The 16,644-nt window shown below is 37.6% G+C and carries 12 protein-coding genes, 2 tRNA genes and 2 rRNA genes (1 of these 16 only partly in view); all 16 read right to left on the bottom strand.

Annotation, left to right across the window (positions count from 1 at the left end; translation table 11 throughout):
- Window positions 1-1,495 (bottom strand): 23S ribosomal RNA (locus tag AXE83_RS00305); it reaches 1,409 nt to the left of the window's first position.
- 124 nt (window positions 1,496-1,619) lie between these two features.
- Window positions 1,620-1,692: transfer RNA gene (locus AXE83_RS00300), tRNA-Ala, on the bottom strand.
- 50 nt (window positions 1,693-1,742) lie between these two features.
- Window positions 1,743-3,289, bottom strand: a 16S ribosomal RNA gene (locus AXE83_RS00295).
- Together the 16S and 23S rRNA genes with 2 tRNA genes alongside form the textbook arrangement of a ribosomal RNA operon.
- Window positions 3,290-3,531: 242 nt before the next feature.
- Window positions 3,532-3,603 (bottom strand) — tRNA-Glu (locus tag AXE83_RS00290).
- 416 nt (window positions 3,604-4,019) lie between these two features.
- Window positions 4,020-5,978 (bottom strand): ATP-dependent zinc metalloprotease FtsH, encoded by a 1,959-nt coding sequence (ftsH, locus tag AXE83_RS00285; protein ID WP_060954983.1) that lies wholly within the window; start codon window positions 5,976-5,978, stop codon window positions 4,020-4,022.
- 16 nt (window positions 5,979-5,994) lie between these two features.
- Window positions 5,995-6,537, bottom strand: a complete 543-nt coding sequence (gene hpt, locus AXE83_RS00280) for a hypoxanthine phosphoribosyltransferase (RefSeq protein ID WP_000890190.1) — start codon at window positions 6,535-6,537, stop codon at window positions 5,995-5,997.
- Between the two features lie 4 nt (window positions 6,538-6,541).
- Entirely contained in the window at window positions 6,542-7,819 is a 1,278-nt protein-coding gene (gene tilS, locus AXE83_RS00275; RefSeq protein WP_060954982.1) for a tRNA lysidine(34) synthetase TilS, read from the bottom strand.
- Window positions 7,816-9,084 carry a serine hydrolase gene (locus AXE83_RS00270; RefSeq protein WP_060954981.1) on the bottom strand — a complete coding sequence of 423 codons (1,269 nt, stop codon included), beginning with the start codon at window positions 9,082-9,084 and terminating at the stop codon, window positions 7,816-7,818. The genes tilS and AXE83_RS00270 overlap by 4 nt, the downstream gene beginning before the upstream one ends.
- Entirely contained in the window at window positions 9,077-9,199 is a 123-nt protein-coding gene (locus AXE83_RS11510) for an SP_0009 family protein (protein WP_000429332.1), read from the bottom strand. The genes AXE83_RS00270 and AXE83_RS11510 overlap by 8 nt, the downstream gene beginning before the upstream one ends.
- Before the next feature lie 6 nt (window positions 9,200-9,205).
- Window positions 9,206-9,574 (bottom strand): septum formation initiator family protein, encoded by a 369-nt coding sequence (locus AXE83_RS00260; protein WP_060954980.1) that lies wholly within the window; start codon window positions 9,572-9,574, stop codon window positions 9,206-9,208.
- Window positions 9,567-9,833, bottom strand: a complete 267-nt coding sequence (locus AXE83_RS00255; protein WP_001234970.1) for an RNA-binding S4 domain-containing protein — start codon at window positions 9,831-9,833, stop codon at window positions 9,567-9,569. Before AXE83_RS00255 ends, AXE83_RS00260 begins: the two co-directional genes overlap by 8 nt.
- Window positions 9,834-9,897: 64 nt before the next feature.
- Window positions 9,898-13,401, bottom strand: a complete 3,504-nt coding sequence (mfd, locus tag AXE83_RS00250; RefSeq protein WP_083500956.1) for a transcription-repair coupling factor — start codon at window positions 13,399-13,401, stop codon at window positions 9,898-9,900.
- Window positions 13,394-13,963, bottom strand: coding sequence for an aminoacyl-tRNA hydrolase (pth, locus tag AXE83_RS00245; RefSeq protein ID WP_060954979.1), 570 nt, complete (start codon window positions 13,961-13,963; stop codon window positions 13,394-13,396). The genes mfd and pth overlap by 8 nt, the downstream gene beginning before the upstream one ends.
- A gap of 72 nt (window positions 13,964-14,035) precedes the next feature.
- Window positions 14,036-15,151 (bottom strand): redox-regulated ATPase YchF, encoded by a 1,116-nt coding sequence (ychF, locus tag AXE83_RS00240; protein WP_045762398.1) that lies wholly within the window; start codon window positions 15,149-15,151, stop codon window positions 14,036-14,038.
- Between the two features lie 85 nt (window positions 15,152-15,236).
- Window positions 15,237-15,431 carry a DUF951 domain-containing protein gene (locus AXE83_RS00235; RefSeq protein ID WP_000285188.1) on the bottom strand — a complete coding sequence of 65 codons (195 nt, stop codon included), beginning with the start codon at window positions 15,429-15,431 and terminating at the stop codon, window positions 15,237-15,239.
- A gap of 66 nt (window positions 15,432-15,497) precedes the next feature.
- Window positions 15,498-16,634 (bottom strand): DNA polymerase III subunit beta, encoded by a 1,137-nt coding sequence (dnaN, locus tag AXE83_RS00230; RefSeq protein ID WP_049508360.1) that lies wholly within the window; start codon window positions 16,632-16,634, stop codon window positions 15,498-15,500.
- Window positions 16,635-16,644: the final 10 nt, after the last annotated feature.

Genomic DNA, 16,644 nt, shown 5'->3' with positions numbered 1-16,644 from the left:
GACAGACACTTCCAATCGTCTGCTTTAGTTAGCCTACTGCGTCCCTCCATCACTACATACTCTAGTACAGGAATCTCAACCTGTTGTCCATCGGATACACCTTTCGGTCTCTCCTTAGGTCCCGACTAACCCAGGGCGGACGAGCCTTCCCCTGGAAACCTTAGTCTTACGGTGGACAGGATTCTCACCTGTCTTTCGCTACTCATACCGGCATTCTCACTTCTATGCGTTCCAGCACTCCTCACGGTACACCTTCTTCACACATAGAACGCTCTCCTACCATACCTATAAAGGTATCCACAGCTTCGGTAAATTGTTTTAGCCCCGGTACATTTTCGGCGCAGGGTCACTCGACTAGTGAGCTATTACGCACTCTTTGAATGAATAGCTGCTTCTAAGCTAACATCCTAGTTGTCTGTGCAACCCCACATCCTTTTCCACTTAACAATTATTTTGGGACCTTAGCTGGTGGTCTGGGCTGTTTCCCTTTCGACTACGGATCTTAGCACTCGCAGTCTGACTGCCGACCATAATTCATTGGCATTCGGAGTTTATCTGAGATTGGTAATCCGGGATGGACCCCTCACCCAAACAGTGCTCTACCTCCAAGAATCTCTAATGTCGACGCTAGCCCTAAAGCTATTTCGGAGAGAACCAGCTATCTCCAAGTTCGTTTGGAATTTCTCCGCTACCCACAAGTCATCCAAGCACTTTTCAACGTGCCCTGGTTCGGTCCTCCAGTGCGTCTTACCGCACCTTCAACCTGCTCATGGGTAGGTCACATGGTTTCGGGTCTACGACATAATACTAAAGCGCCCTTTTCAGACTCGGTTTCCCTACGGCTCCGTCTCTTCAACTTAACCTCGCATCATATCGTAACTCGCCGGTTCATTCTACAAAAGGCACGCTCTCACCCATTAACGGGCTCGAACTTGTTGTAGGCACACGGTTTCAGGTTCTATTTCACTCCCCTCCCGGGGTGCTTTTCACCTTTCCCTCACGGTACTGGTTCACTATCGGTCACTAGGGAGTATTTAGGGTTGGGAGATGGTCCTCCCAGATTCCGACGGGATTTCACGTGTCCCGCCGTACTCAGGATACTGCTAGGTACAAAGACTATTTTAAATACGAGGCTATCACTCTCTTTGGCTGATTTTCCCAAACCATTCTTCTATAGTCTTTGAGTCCACATTGCAGTCCTACAACCCCGAAGAGTAAACTCTTCGGTTTGCCCTCCTGCCGTTTCGCTCGCCGCTACTAAGGCAATCGCTTTTGCTTTCTCTTCCTGCAGCTACTTAGATGTTTCAGTTCACTGCGTCTTCCTCCTCATATCCTTAACAGATATGGGTAACAGGTAGTACCTGTTGGGTTCCCCCATTCGGAAATCCCTGGATCATCGCTTACTTACAGCTACCCAAGGCATATCGTCGTTTGTCACGTCCTTCTTCGGCTCCTAGTGCCAAGGCATCCACCGTGCGCCCTTATTAACTTAACCTTATTTTCTGACCTTTCAGTCATAAACTCTTATTAATACTACAGCGTTTTCGGTTTATTTTCTTGTTACTATTTGATATAGATATTCAATTTTCAATGTGCATTACTTGGTGATCTCTCACCAATGGAGCCTAGCGGGATCGAACCGCTGACCTCCTGCGTGCAAAGCAGGCGCTCTCCCAGCTGAGCTAAGGCCCCACAAGACCTCTCAAGACTAAACAAGACCAATGTGCTTTCCTTATCCTTAGAAAGGAGGTGATCCAGCCGCACCTTCCGATACGGCTACCTTGTTACGACTTCACCCCAATCATCTATCCCACCTTAGGCGGCTGGCTCCTAAAAGGTTACCTCACCGACTTCGGGTGTTACAAACTCTCGTGGTGTGACGGGCGGTGTGTACAAGGCCCGGGAACGTATTCACCGCGGCGTGCTGATCCGCGATTACTAGCGATTCCGACTTCATGTAGGCGAGTTGCAGCCTACAATCCGAACTGAGACTGGCTTTAAGAGATTAGCTTGCCGTCACCGACTTGCGACTCGTTGTACCAGCCATTGTAGCACGTGTGTAGCCCAGGTCATAAGGGGCATGATGATTTGACGTCATCCCCACCTTCCTCCGGTTTATTACCGGCAGTCTCGCTAGAGTGCCCAACTAAATGATGGCAACTAACAATAGGGGTTGCGCTCGTTGCGGGACTTAACCCAACATCTCACGACACGAGCTGACGACAACCATGCACCACCTGTCACCTCTGTCCCGAAGGAAAACTCTATCTCTAGAGCGGTCAGAGGGATGTCAAGACCTGGTAAGGTTCTTCGCGTTGCTTCGAATTAAACCACATGCTCCACCGCTTGTGCGGGCCCCCGTCAATTCCTTTGAGTTTCAACCTTGCGGTCGTACTCCCCAGGCGGAGTGCTTAATGCGTTAGCTACGGCACTAAACCCCGGAAAGGGTCTAACACCTAGCACTCATCGTTTACGGCGTGGACTACCAGGGTATCTAATCCTGTTTGCTCCCCACGCTTTCGAGCCTCAGCGTCAGTTACAAGCCAGAGAGCCGCTTTCGCCACCGGTGTTCCTCCATATATCTACGCATTTCACCGCTACACATGGAATTCCACTCTCCCCTCTTGCACTCAAGTTAAACAGTTTCCAAAGCGTACTATGGTTAAGCCACAGCCTTTAACTTCAGACTTATCTAACCGCCTGCGCTCGCTTTACGCCCAATAAATCCGGACAACGCTCGGGACCTACGTATTACCGCGGCTGCTGGCACGTAGTTAGCCGTCCCTTTCTGGTAAGATACCGTCACAGTGTGAACTTTCCACTCTCACACTCGTTCTTCTCTTACAACAGAGCTTTACGATCCGAAAACCTTCTTCACTCACGCGGCGTTGCTCGGTCAGACTTCCGTCCATTGCCGAAGATTCCCTACTGCTGCCTCCCGTAGGAGTCTGGGCCGTGTCTCAGTCCCAGTGTGGCCGATCACCCTCTCAGGTCGGCTATGTATCGTCGCCTTGGTGAGCCGTTACCTCACCAACTAGCTAATACAACGCAGGTCCATCTGGTAGTGATGCAATTGCACCTTTTAAGCAGATATCATGCAATATCTACTGTTATGCGGTATTAGCTATCGTTTCCAATAGTTATCCCCCGCTACCAGGCAGGTTACCTACGCGTTACTCACCCGTTCGCAACTCATCCGGAGAAGCAAGCTCCTCCTTCAGCGTTCTACTTGCATGTATTAGGCACGCCGCCAGCGTTCGTCCTGAGCCAGGATCAAACTCTCATTAAAAGTTTGAGTTCTCACTCATTTCTGTCACTGACAGATTTATTGTTTTTTTCATTGTTCAGTACTACAACTTCAGTTGTAGTGCCCTGCACATTGGTTCGTCTTGTTCAGTTTTCAAAGGTCTTTATCACTCACTTCTCTCAAGTGACAACTATATTAGTATATCACAGCCGCTTTCGCTTGTCAACACTTTTTTGAAACTTTTTTTAATTTTTTTCATCTAGTGTTTCAACTGTAACATACCATAGTCCGTACGGGATTCGAACCCGTGTTACCGCCGTGAAAAGGCGGTGTCTTAACCCCTTGACCAACGGACCGGAGTTGTTATTTTCAACTCTTACTATTATACCGACTTTTCTAACTTTGTCAACACCTTTTTTAAACTTTTTTTCAATTCTACTGAATTACTTCCTGTAACTCTTTCAGCATGGATTTGCGGCCTTTAAATCGTTCGTCTGCCCAGAGTTTTGGTTAATTTTTTTCTTACAATAATTGTTTTTTATGAAACACATATCATTTTTGGAAAACATTTCTTCATATTACTCAAGTATCTATTGCATTCTTATTTTCAGAAAATTTGAATCATTTCCTCTAAGAGAGCATTAACATAGATGAACTTGTATTTTATTTTCTATATATAGAGAAATCTTTCATTTAAATTAGAGTTCCCTCAACTTTTTTAAAAAAAAACAGAGAAAACTTGTGCCCCCTCTGTTTATAGTATTTAAGATAATTAATTTTCTTCACTCATTTTTGATTTTACTTCATCATAAGATAGTGCATGTGATTCCTCTTCTACTGTTTCAGGCATCTTTCCTGTTTCGTATAGAGATTTAATTTGTGTACTATCCAATGTTTCGTATTTCAATAATGCTTCTGCAATCAGCTTGTGAGTTTCACGATTTGACTGGATAATTTCAGCAGCTTTGTTGCGTGCTTCATTCAATAATGAACGAACTTCTTCGTCAATTTCATAAGCTGTTTGTTCTGAAATTGATTTTTGAGGGCTTTGTGCACCAAACATAGCATGATTTCCTTCATATTGTACTGGACCAAGTTTTTCACTCATACCATACTCAGTAACCATAGCACGCGCCATCTGAGTCGCTTGTTCGAAGTCATTAGATGCTCCAGTTGTTTGGACGTTAAAGATAATCTCTTCAGCTACACGTCCACCCATTAAGCCAGCTAATTGCTCTTTCATATCTTCTTTAGATAAAAGCATTTGGTCTTCTTTAGGAAGTGCAATCATATATCCGCCTGCACGTCCACGTGGTACTATGGTAACTTTATGAACAACACGGGCATTTGACAATACTAGACCGACAATGGTATGTCCTGCCTCATGGTAGGCAACCAATTCACGTTCTTTTTGTGAAACAGTCTTGTCTTTCTTAGATGGTCCAGCGATAACACGATCTTCTGCCTCATCAATATCAGAAGCATCAATCACTGATTTATTGCGACGAGCTGCAACCAAAGCTGCTTCGTTCAATACATTTTCCAAATCGGCACCAACAAAACCTGGAGTTTGTTGTGCTACCAATTTTAAATCTACATCTTCAGCTAAAGGTTTATTTATAGCATGGACTTTCAAAATTGCTTCGCGTCCCTTAACATCTGGACGACCAACTAATACTTTTCTATCAAAACGGCCTGGACGAAGTAGAGCCGGATCAAGAACATCTGAACGGTTTGTTGCCGCAATGACAATAATTCCTTCATTTCCTTCAAAACCATCCATTTCAATCAAGAGTTGGTTTAAGGTTTGTTCTCGTTCATCATTACCTCCACCTAAACCGACACCACGTTGTCGACCAACGGCATCAATTTCATCAATGAAGATAATAGCTGGTGCTGCTTTTTTTGCATCCTCAAAGAGAGAACGTACACGGCTCGCACCGACACCGACGAACATTTCTACAAAGTCAGAACCTGAAATACTAAAGAATGGTACACCAGCTTCTCCTGCGACTGCTTTGGCAAGTAATGTTTTACCAGTTCCCGGAGGTCCTTCTAAGAGAACACCAGCTGGAATCCGGGCACCCAATTTTGTAAATCGTTTTGGATCTTTTAAGAATTCAACAACTTCAACAAGTTCTTGTTTTTCTTCCTCTGCGCCTGCGACATCTGAGAAGCGAACTTTGATATCTTCTTTATTAGCAGCTTTAGCTTTACTACGTCCAAAGCTCATTGGATTACGTCCACTATTTCCGCCCATATTTCCCATCATAGAGAAGAGGAAGAAGAATAAGATAGCAAATGGTACTACTGAAACCAGGATGTTAATCCACATACCACTTGAGCTTTCGTGTTTCACTTCAATTTGTGTTTGATGTTCACTTGCTAGCTTTTGCAAATCCGCTACAGTTGTATCTGATGGGAGGACAATACTTGTAAATTTCTCTACTTTTGTAGCAGAGGGTGTAAAAAATTGAATTCCCGTTTCCTGTTTCTCTGTCTTAGCAGTTTTGTAGACACCATACACTTCAATAACACTACCACTTGGTTGGTAGGTCATTTCTTTTACATTGTCGTTAGTGATTTCCTGAACCAATTCTGAGTACTTAATTTGTTGACTATGACCAGCAGATCTGCCAGCAAAAAAGTACTGGAATCCTGTCACTAGCAAGAAAATCATCAACAAATAAAGAAATGGATTTTTTATGAAACCATTATTTTGTTTTTGCATTAAAACACTTACCCTTCTATTTTGAGTAAACTTCCTCTTTCAATACACCTACATAAGGAAGGTTACGATAGTTTTCATTATAGTCTAAACCGTAGCCTACAACAAATTCATTTGGAATTGTAAAACATGTATAATCTGCTTCGATTTCTACTGTACGACCTTCTGGTTTATCAAGCATGGTGACAATCTTAACAGAAGCTGCTTCTCTTGCAGTAAACATATCTCTCAAACTCTTCAAGGTTTGACCAGTATCAATGATATCTTCTACAAAGACAACATGTCGACCTTTAATATCTTGAGTTACGTCTTGTTTAATATTAATGACACCACTACTTACAGTCCCACCATGATAGCTAGAGACCATCATAAAGTCCATTTCAAGATGTGTATCAATATATTTCACCAATTCTGCCATAAAAGGAATAGAACCTTTTAAAATTCCAACTAAAATCGGATTTTTTCCCTCATAATCTTTTGTCAACTGAGCACCCAATTTTTTAGCTGCTTCTGTAATTTCATCTTGTGAAATCAAAATTTTCTTGATATCTTTTTCTAACATGATTTTACCTATCTATTTTTTCTATATAAAGTACAGTGTTCATTATATCATTTTTCATTTTTTTACTCAAATCACTGATTTCAATTCCTAAAACTGAACAAATTTTTCCAAATTGCTCAATGATAATAGCTTTTTCTCGTTTTTCTTTAGGAATTTTTAAATCAATAAAAAGTCGTCTTAGTTTTTTACGATGAACATCTATTATCAAATAATCACCTGGCTGTCGATGTCGCAAAATCAATGATGTTTCACGGGAAACATTTATTTGTTGAACATTTTCACCTTTTAGAGGGATTCCAAATGAAAATAGAAAACCTTCATAATAAACTTGATTTTGATAGTTTAACACACACTCACTACTTTTTTCATCAGACTTTGGTCTGATTTTACCAATTTGAAAGTGCTGGTATTCTTTTATAAGTTCATAACCATTTTTTATACTATGGCGATATTGGCTCTTAGTTTTTAAAATATGATGAATTTCTTGAAATTGTTCTCTTGTTACATTTAAATCAGCAAAACGACTAAGGTATTGTTGTAGTAAAACTCGTTGCGTTGCTTCACTAAAAGATAAAAACTGAGTTAAATCTTCCACATTGACTGTTTGAGATAATTCAGTCAGAGCAATTTGATAGTCAAATGCTTCTTTTCCAAACTCTAAAAACGCTCTCTTTAGCTGAATATTTTCTTTTTCCAGTTGTGGTAAGTAAATATTACGAACTCGATTGCGAAAATAATGATTTTCTTTATTCGTCCTATCTTCAAAATGCTCAACTTCAGGAAAATCCCTCTTATAAAAAGACAGCAAAGGACGAATTAACTCTCCCTTATCAAACGTTTGTCTCTCTTTTATAGCTGATAAGTGTTGCAACCTAACACCTCGAATCAATCGCATAAAAATCGTTTCAGCCTGATCATCTGCATGATGAGCTGTTACAAGGGCTGTAGAGGAAGTTTTCTCAATTACTTCTCTAAAAAAATCATAGCGAAATTGACGAGCATTTGCTTCTGAAAAATCTCCAGTAAAATAAGCTACGTAAATTGGAACCCCAACTTGTTCAGCTAGTTTTCTTAATTCATATTCTTCATGATTCGATTCTAATCGTTGTTTATGGTTTACATGAGCTAAAAATAATTCAATCCCGAGTTCTTCTTGGTAAGTTGATAGGAGGTGAAAGAGAAACATCGAATCCAATCCACCAGACAAGGCTAGTACAACTCGTGAATGATCTTTAAAATAACCTTTTTCTAGAAAATGATTTAAAAAATCTTGGTCTCTCATTTTAGGACCTCATAGACATCCTTAGCAATTTTAGAAATGGTATCGTAATCAGAATTTTTGGTAAAGATTGAAATAATGAAAGGAGAATCTGTATAGACTATTCCTACATCGTGTTTAAATTCATCTGCATCCCCAATTTTATGGGCTACCTTAGCAGAAATATTCTTAGCAATCCGCTGATTATCAAAAGCTGTTTGTGATAGCGATTCTAAAACAAAACCATTCTGATTATAAATAGATTCCATAACTTGACCAGCCATTTTAGCTGAAGCTAACTTCTCTGTTACGTTCCACTCTTCACCTGCGATAGTAGCCATTTCTTTTTTAAAGGCTTCATCTGATTTATTCGTAATATAATAAGCAAGAATATTATGAGCTACATTGTCAGATTCTTTCGCTGTCTTTGTAATTAAATCTTTGAGAGTGTAGTCTTTATTGTCCGCTGTTTTAGGGAGGCTTCCACTTCCTTCGGGTTTATAAGAACCAGGGAAATCATTAACTTCGGAAACATACTTTAATTTCGTGTCAAGTTGGTAATCACCTTGATTGATTTTTTCTTGAACATAATAAAGATAAGGCAATTTCATAACACTAGCAGCGTACATTTTTTGATCTTCATTAATTCCAGCTTCCTTACCCGTGCTTAATTGTTTAACATAAATAGAAAACTGTTCATTTTGATAATTCGCAGATAACAACTCTTGTACTTTCTGGATACGATTATCATCATCGGAAATATAATCCGTCGAAATCCAACCAGTTTGTTTGATATGTAAAAATTCATGCCCACCAGCAAAAATAGACATATCTACTTCAACATCTTGATAGGGTACCAAAGTAGATTTTAATTCTTGTTTATCATAAGGGCTATTATAGACAATAAATTCAGGTTCTAACCACACTCGTTTAGAAAAATTGTTGACAATTGAACTATCGTATAAAAGTCGTTTATCGGCCATCACAAACTGATTATTAGACAATTTAAAGACAGGATGTCCTTGTTTATTTAATCTCCATTCTAAAACAGATAATTTTGTATCTGCATTGACTTTTCCTGATTCTTTAATCAAATCTTCTGTAGAATAAACAGATGTTTCACCATAAAATTTTGGAGATTCTATAACATCTTGATAGTAAAAATGATACGAAGCGTGGGTTAAGGAATAAACTTCTTGGTTTGGAATGATAACTGGATTCTCAGTGCTTACTACTTGGACACTTTTTAAAAAAATAGGAAGTAGCAATATCACTAAAAATTTACGCATTCTTTTTTTCCTCTTCTTCCTGTAACCGTAACAGATGATTTTTTTGAGCTAACTCTTCTAATTTTTCATCTGATTGACTTAAAAATTGTTCAATAATATCTAATAAATTTTCCATTTTACATTACCTAGGAAGTAAGTCCGGAATAGTATAAACTTCTTCCCATGATTTTGAATAATAATATTTTGCACGCAAATACTTGGCTGCGTATGTTTCGTCCTTTAATTTGGTTGCAAGATTTGATTCTTTATCTTTTTCATCGCTCAATTCTTGATACTGTTTTTTCAAATCGGCTAACTGTTGGCGACGTTCTAGTAGTTGCTGATAACTTTGAGTCAAATTATAGGTTGGTAGGATGAACAACAACATAATCAAAATCAAAATCCAGCCCATAAAACGATTTCGTCTTTGTCGTTCTTCCATCAAGTATTTACGACGTTGGTGTTCATTTTGAATAAAAGAATTATTCATTTGTACAATTTTTTTATACATCGTTTTCTACCCTTGTTTCGCTGATAATTTCATACATACCTGCAGCATCTTCTTTTTTAGTGCTATCTTTCATTTCTAACACTTTTACGAGCAACAATTTATTTCCAAAACGAATTTCAACTTGGTCATTGATTTTTAAATCTGTAGAGCTCTTAGCAAGAATACCATTTACCTTTATACGTCCCTTATCTGCAACTTCCTTAGCCACTGTACGACGCTTAATAATTCTTGATACTTTTAAATATTTATCTAATCTCATTTTTATTACCTCAAATTATTATTGTACCATTTTTCTACCTTTTATAGAAGAAAAAAGATAACTCCTAATGTGACTCTTTTGATTCTTTTATATTTGCTAATGATTCTCCAAAAATTAAAAGACCTTCTAAAATCTCATAATCCTTTTTATTACGAATATCAAAAATAACTTCGATTAAACCTTGATTTTCTGAAATATTGGCCTTCAAACTTGTCTGAGAAAGAGCCTGGAAATAATCTTGAGTTAAGAATAGTTGTTGCGAAATTTTTTCAAATTGAATAACAAGCTTATTATTTCTTCTTTCAACACGATTGACAAATACTTTATCAAGATATGCTTTAGCTAATCCAATTTCTAAAAGGTAAGCAACCACATCTGGATATTCTCCAAAACGATCGATCAACTCATCTTGTAATCCCTCATAGTTGACACGTTTATCAATCTGACGAATTCTCTTGTAAATTTCAATTTTATGCCGTTCATCTGAAATGTACTCATCCGGAAGATAAGCGTCAATTTGTAGAATTAACTCAGCATTTCCTTTTTCACGTTTCTTGTCAGTTCCATTTTTCTTAGCAATTGCTTCTTCTAGTAACTGAGAATACAACTCAAACCCAATAGAATCAATAAAACCAGACTGTGAACTTCCTAAAAGATTCCCAGCTCCACGAATGGATAAATCACGCATAGCGATTTTGAAACCAGAACCTAGTTCAGTAAAACCTTTGATGGCCTCTAATCTTTTCTCAGAAACTTCTGTCAAGGTTTTATCTGGACGATACATGAGATAAGCATATGCAATTCGATTACTACGACCAACCCGACCTCTTAATTGATACAAGGTTGACAATCCCATATGATCTGAATTTTCTATAAACAAGGTATTAGCATTTGGAATATCTACTCCTGTCTCGATGATTGTTGTAGTTACTAAAATATCATATTCACCTTCAATGAAATCAAGAAGTGTATTTTCTAAGCGAATTTCACTCATTTGTCCATGAACAAAACCAATTGAAGCTTCTGGAATCAACTCTTGTAACTCTGAAACCTTCTTTTCAATCGTGTCAACTTTGTTGTAAAGATAGTAAACTTGACCACCACGATCCATTTCTCTCAATACAGCATCACGAATGACACGATCATTCTGTTCAAGAACATAGGTTTGAACAGGATATCGATTAGTTGGAGGTGTTTCGATGACAGATAAATCTCGGATACCTAGCATAGACATATGAAGAGTTCGAGGAATTGGTGTCGCTGTCAAGGTTAAGACATCAACCTTCTTTTTTAATTCCTTGAGAGCTTCCTTATGCTTAACACCAAAACGTTGTTCTTCATCAATAATCATCAACCCCAAATCTGCAAACTCAACATCTTTAGATAAAACTCTATGGGTCCCTATCAAAATATCTACTTGACCTTTTTTCAATTTTTCAAGTGTCTCAGTCTGCTCTTTCTTACTTCTAAAACGACTCAAAACATCTACATTGACAGCAAATTGTTCAAATCTTTCCTTAAAATTACTGTAATGTTGCTGAGCAAGAACGGTAGTTGGTACTAAAACAACAACCTGTTTATGATCATTGACAGCCTTAAATGCAGCTCGCATAGCTACTTCTGTCTTACCAAATCCAACATCTCCAACTAAAAGTCGGTCCATCGGTTGAGAAGCCTGCATATCTTTCTTGATCTCTTCGATACTTCGAAGTTGGTCCTCAGTCTCTACATATGGGAATGCTTCGTCAAAAGCAACCTGATCTTCATCATCTTTTGAAAATGCATATCCTTTAAGTTGACTTCTCTCGGCATATAACTTAATCAAGTCATCTGCAATATCTTCAACTTGACTCTTTACTTTTTGCTTGGCTTTTTTAAAACGTCCATCGTTAAGTTTGTTTAACTTTGGAGCCTTACCATCACTAGAGACATACTTAGAAAGAGTCTGTATCTGCTCTACAGGGATGGAAATACGGTCTCCATTTTGATATAGGACACTTACGTAGTCTCGATGAATTCCTTTGATTTCAATCGTTTCAATCCCTAAATATTGACCAATACCATGAATTTGATGAACAACATAATCTCCTTTTTGGAGCTCGTTATAATCTTTTAATCGCTCAGCGTTGCTTATATTTTGTCTTCTATATTTCCGTTTAATCTTCTTTTTAAAAATCTCATATTCAGTGATAAATACAAGATTTTCATCTACAAAATGAAACCCATGACGAAGATTTCCTTCAACAAGATTGACAGTTCCTTTACAGATTTCACTTTCATTACTATTATCAACTTTAATATCATATTCATCAAGAATCGTTGACAGTTTCTTTAATTCTGTTTTGGTACTTGATTGAAGAACAATTGTATACTTCAATTTTTTATAACGTTCAATTTCTTCCTTCAGAAAAGAAAACTGATTAAAGAACTCCTGCATAGGATACTGATTAAATTGATACAGATAATCAAATTTTAGATTTCCAAGCCCTTTTTGGAAATTTGAAAAGAAAATAGCTGGTAAATATTTTTTGAATTGACTTTCTACATCAGCAAAATATTGTAAACTTGACACTGTTTTACTATTGTGTAAATCATCTGTAAAGTAGCTAGCGGTTTCCTTATCAAAAGCATCGTACTGATTCAAGATTTTTTGAAAATCATCAAAGATAATAGGAATTTGATTCAAATAGTCTATCAATGTCCATTGTTTTTTATAAAATACAGACAAAAACTTGCGAATATCTGCATGAAGAACTTGCTCTTTCGTGCAACTAAAAACTTCTTCTAAGTAAGACTTTAAAGTCGGGGAAAGTGCCTTATCAATCTCATGTTCTAAAAATTTCTGGCCACGCTGATAATCTTCAAAAGTTAGTAAAATATCACTTGCTGGATATATCAGTACTTTAGACTGACTGTCTTTAGAAAGCTGAGTTTCGGCATCAAATTCTCTAATGCCATCAATCTCATCACCAAAAAATTCTATTCGGTAAGGAGATACTTGTGAGGTTTCAAAGATATCTAGAATATCTCCACGAAGGCTAAATTCTCCCTGACTTTGAACTTGTGTAACTTTCTTATAACCAAGAGAAATTAAGTGATTTTTTAATTCTCTTTGTTCGCATTCCTGGCCCACTTGAAGTTCTAAGATACTATCATCAAAAACTTGAGGATTTGGTAAGAATACCCGACTAGCTGCGACATTACAAACTAAAATCCCTCTTTGAGACTTATCTCTTAGAAAACGCAAAGCTTCAACCCTAGAAAAAATCTTTTCCTGAGATGATACCAAAAATTCGACCATTGGTGAATCATCTACTAGAAATGGATAAACAAGATTTGAGCCTAGTATGGAGATTAAATCATTAACCAGACGCTCAGCTTCTCCATATGTGGAAGTCATCACTAAAACCTTATCCTGACTCTTCAGACTACTAGCAATCGCTAACGATTTTGCTGAGCCAGAAAGACCTAGCAATAATTGTCTTTGTTTCTGTGGTAGGTTCTCATGCCAAGATAGAATTTGTTTATTCTCTAAAAAGAAATCGATTAATGACATTTTCTTACCCATTATATTTCTGCATTGTCTTTTCAAAGTTTTTCTCTTGTAAATAGTAATTTACAGCATCATCAACCTTGTCAATTGACTGTAAAATACCAATACAGTCTTCTTGATCAAATTTACTCAAAACATGATGAACTACTGACATTCCTTTTTTAGGTCTACCGATACCAATCTTTACACGATTGAAAACCTGTGTACCAATATGTTGAATAATTGACTTGATACCATTATGACCGCCAGCTGATCCTTTAGCGCGAAGTCGAATTTTTCCTACTTCCATGTCAAGATCATCGTAAATAATCAGTAAATCTTCGATATCTAAACCATAGTAGGTTAATAAAGCATGAACTGCTTTCCCACTTTCATTCATAAAAGTTGTTGGTTTCACTAGATAAATTTTTTCACCGTTAAGGAAAAATGAAGCTAATTCAGCTTGGAATATTTTATCGTGTGTAAAGGTAACATTCTGTTTTTTTGCTAGTTGGTCAATCAGCATAAAGCCAACATTATGTTTAGTTTCAAAATATTTATCTCCTGGATTTCCCAATCCTACAAGTAATTTTGTCATTTAAATTTCCTTTCAAAAGTCAAAAGGGTTGGAATTTTTTTCCAACCTAATTGACATTATTTTAAATATTGATTAAACGTTAAAGCGGAATTCCATAATATCGCCATCTTGCACGACATATTCTTTTCCTTCTTCACGCAAACGTCCTGCTTCTTTTACAGCCTTTTCAGAGCCGTATTTTACCAAATCATCATAAGACATGGTCACTGCACGAATAAAACCTTTTTCGAAGTCAGAGTGGATGATACCAGCCGCTTGAGGAGCTTTCATGCCACGTTTAAAGGTCCAAGCACGAACTTCTTTTTCACCAGCTGTAAAGTAAGTTCCAAGTCCTAGTAGGTGATAAGCAGCTCGAGTCAACTTATCCACACCTGATTCTGTCAAACCAATGGCTTCAAGAAACTCTTTTTTATCTTCATCGTCTAACTCAGAAATTTCTTCTTCAGCACGCGCAGAAATGACTACTACCTCTGCATTTTCTGTTGCTGCGAATTCTCGAATTTGTTTCACATAATCGATAGATTCTGGGTCTCCAACCACATCCTCATCAACGTTAGCTACATAAAGAACTGGTTTCGTTGTCAAGAGAAAGAGTCCTTTGACAACTTTTTGCTCTTCATCTGTAAATTCAATGGTACGAGCTGATTTTCCATCTTCAAGAACAGGTTTAATCTTTTGGAGAACGTTAAATTCTGCAACTGATTCCTTATCTTTTTGCGTACGCGCCATTTTTTCTACACGCGCATAGCGTTTATTGACTGATTCTAAATCAGCAAGAATCAACTCTAGGTTAATGGTATCAATATCTGCTAGCGGATCCACAAAGGCATCTTCACGACCTTGCTCACGCATGACATTTTCATCATCAAAGGCACGAACCACATGAACAATCGCATCAACTTCACGGATGTTGGCCAAGAATTTATTCCCAAGACCTTCTCCTCTTGATGCTCCTTTTACAATCCCTGCAATATCTGTAAACTCAAAGGTTGTTGGAACTGTCTTTTTAGGAGTAATCATTTCCGTCAATTTTTGGAGGCGTTCATCTGGAACCTCTACCATTCCAACGTTTGGATCAATGGTCGCAAAAGGATAGTTTGCAGCCTCTGCTCCTGCTTTTGTAATTGCATTAAATAGGGTTGATTTACCAACGTTTGGTAAACCTACAATACCTGCTGTTAAAGCCATAGTTTCTCATTCTCCGTTCACATTTCAATCTTCAATATTATAACACAAAAAGGGAAAACTTGCTAACCCTCTTACTATGGGGTTCCTAGTCGATGATTTTGTTCATTTTTCTTTCAAAATCATAGCGACTCATCATGACCACATGATCACAATTGCTACATTTTATTTTGATATCTGCACCAACACGGGTAATTTCCCAACGATTGGCTTTTTTACCTGTTGATTTGATTGTACAAGCGTGTGGTTTTTTCATTTCAACAAAATTTCCAACTTGATACATAGTTAATCTCCTTTTTCTTTTTCGATTATATCATAAAAGAGGCGAGCTAGGCTCAACCTCTTTCCATTAATTTGTGCGAACTGGCGTGATGAGCTGCATGAAATCTTCATCTGTATCAGCTGGAACCAGAGTAAATGGACGAACTGCTGAAATAAAGCTGATTGTAACTTTTTCGCTATTCAAAGCTTTTAGTGCTTCAATCAAATAAGTTGGGTTGAAACTAATTGTCAAATCAGCACCACTTACATTTTCAGTATCAATTTCTTCGTTTACTTTCCCTACTTCTGGAGAATGAACATGGGCACTTACAACTCCTTCTTTGATTTCTAATTTAACAGTACCATTTTGTGTCGCACTTGATAAGAGGCGAGCACGTTCCATAGACTGGCGTAGTTTAGCAACATCAAAAGTCACTGTTGTATTGAAATCTGTTGGAATCAATCGATCTGTATCTGGATAATTTCCTTCTAAAAGACGTGTGTAGAAGCTAATATTTTCACTTCTAAAGAGAATTTGATTATTGGCGAAGAAAATCTCTACTGTTTCGATATCATCCGTAAAAACAGCTGAAAATTCGCGTAGCGAACGACTTGGGATGACAACATCAAAATCATCGCTATTTTTTTCAAGAGTCAATTTCTTCTGACTGAGACGGTGAGAGTCTGTCGCAACTGTTTTTAATTCTTTGTGGTTGCTTAAAACAAAGTGGACACCTGTCAAAATAGGACGGCTTTCTTGGGTACTAGCTGCAAAAGCTGTTTCATTGATAATCTTTTTAAGAAGTTTTGTTTCAAGAACTAAAGGATTGCTTGCAGAAATTTCCTGAATACGTGGATATTGCTCACTATCTTTTCCTTTAAGAGTAATCTCTGATTTTCCACTAGTTAAGACAATTTGCTTTTGTTCAATCTCTTTAAAATCAAGTGTTACATCTGGAAGACTTGAAACAACATTGATAAAGAAAGAAGCTTCCAGTAGAACTGAACCTAAAGAGTTAATCAAGAGACCTGCATTTTCATTTTTTTGCGAGATAAAATTTTCGATTGAGATTTGACCATTTGATCCAATCAAGGTAATTCCTTCATTGGTAACATCAATTTTTACAGTCGATAAAATAGGAATTGCATTCTTTGAGCTAATAGCTCTCTTTGTTGTATTTAAGGCTTGTAAAAATAAGTTTTTATTAATTGAAAAATGAATCATGGATTCTCCT

Source organism: Streptococcus sp. oral taxon 431, from assembly GCF_001553685.1.
Taxonomy (GTDB): domain Bacteria; phylum Bacillota; class Bacilli; order Lactobacillales; family Streptococcaceae; genus Streptococcus.
This window is presented reverse-complemented; position numbering and strand designations above follow the sequence as displayed.

What these genes read in the sequence shown, in the direction of transcription:
- ftsH (WP_060954983.1), bottom strand. Translation starts at nt 5,978, where the DNA reads ATGCAAAAACAAAATAATGGTTTCATAAAAAATCCATTTCTTTATTTG.
- hpt (WP_000890190.1), bottom strand. Translation starts at nt 6,537, where the DNA reads ATGTTAGAAAAAGATATCAAGAAAATTTTGATTTCACAAGATGAAATT.
- tilS (WP_060954982.1), bottom strand. Translation starts at nt 7,819, where the DNA reads ATGAGAGACCAAGATTTTTTAAATCATTTTCTAGAAAAAGGTTATTTT.
- AXE83_RS00270 (WP_060954981.1), bottom strand. Translation starts at nt 9,084, where the DNA reads ATGCGTAAATTTTTAGTGATATTGCTACTTCCTATTTTTTTAAAAAGT.
- AXE83_RS11510 (WP_000429332.1), bottom strand. Translation starts at nt 9,199, where the DNA reads ATGGAAAATTTATTAGATATTATTGAACAATTTTTAAGTCAATCAGAT.
- AXE83_RS00260 (WP_060954980.1), bottom strand. Translation starts at nt 9,574, where the DNA reads ATGTATAAAAAAATTGTACAAATGAATAATTCTTTTATTCAAAATGAA.
- AXE83_RS00255 (WP_001234970.1), bottom strand. Translation starts at nt 9,833, where the DNA reads ATGAGATTAGATAAATATTTAAAAGTATCAAGAATTATTAAGCGTCGT.
- mfd (WP_083500956.1), bottom strand. Translation starts at nt 13,401, where the DNA reads ATGGGTAAGAAAATGTCATTAATCGATTTCTTTTTAGAGAATAAACAA.
- pth (WP_060954979.1), bottom strand. Translation starts at nt 13,963, where the DNA reads ATGACAAAATTACTTGTAGGATTGGGAAATCCAGGAGATAAATATTTT.
- ychF (WP_045762398.1), bottom strand. Translation starts at nt 15,151, where the DNA reads ATGGCTTTAACAGCAGGTATTGTAGGTTTACCAAACGTTGGTAAATCA.
- AXE83_RS00235 (WP_000285188.1), bottom strand. Translation starts at nt 15,431, where the DNA reads ATGTATCAAGTTGGAAATTTTGTTGAAATGAAAAAACCACACGCTTGT.
- dnaN (WP_049508360.1), bottom strand. Translation starts at nt 16,634, where the DNA reads ATGATTCATTTTTCAATTAATAAAAACTTATTTTTACAAGCCTTAAAT.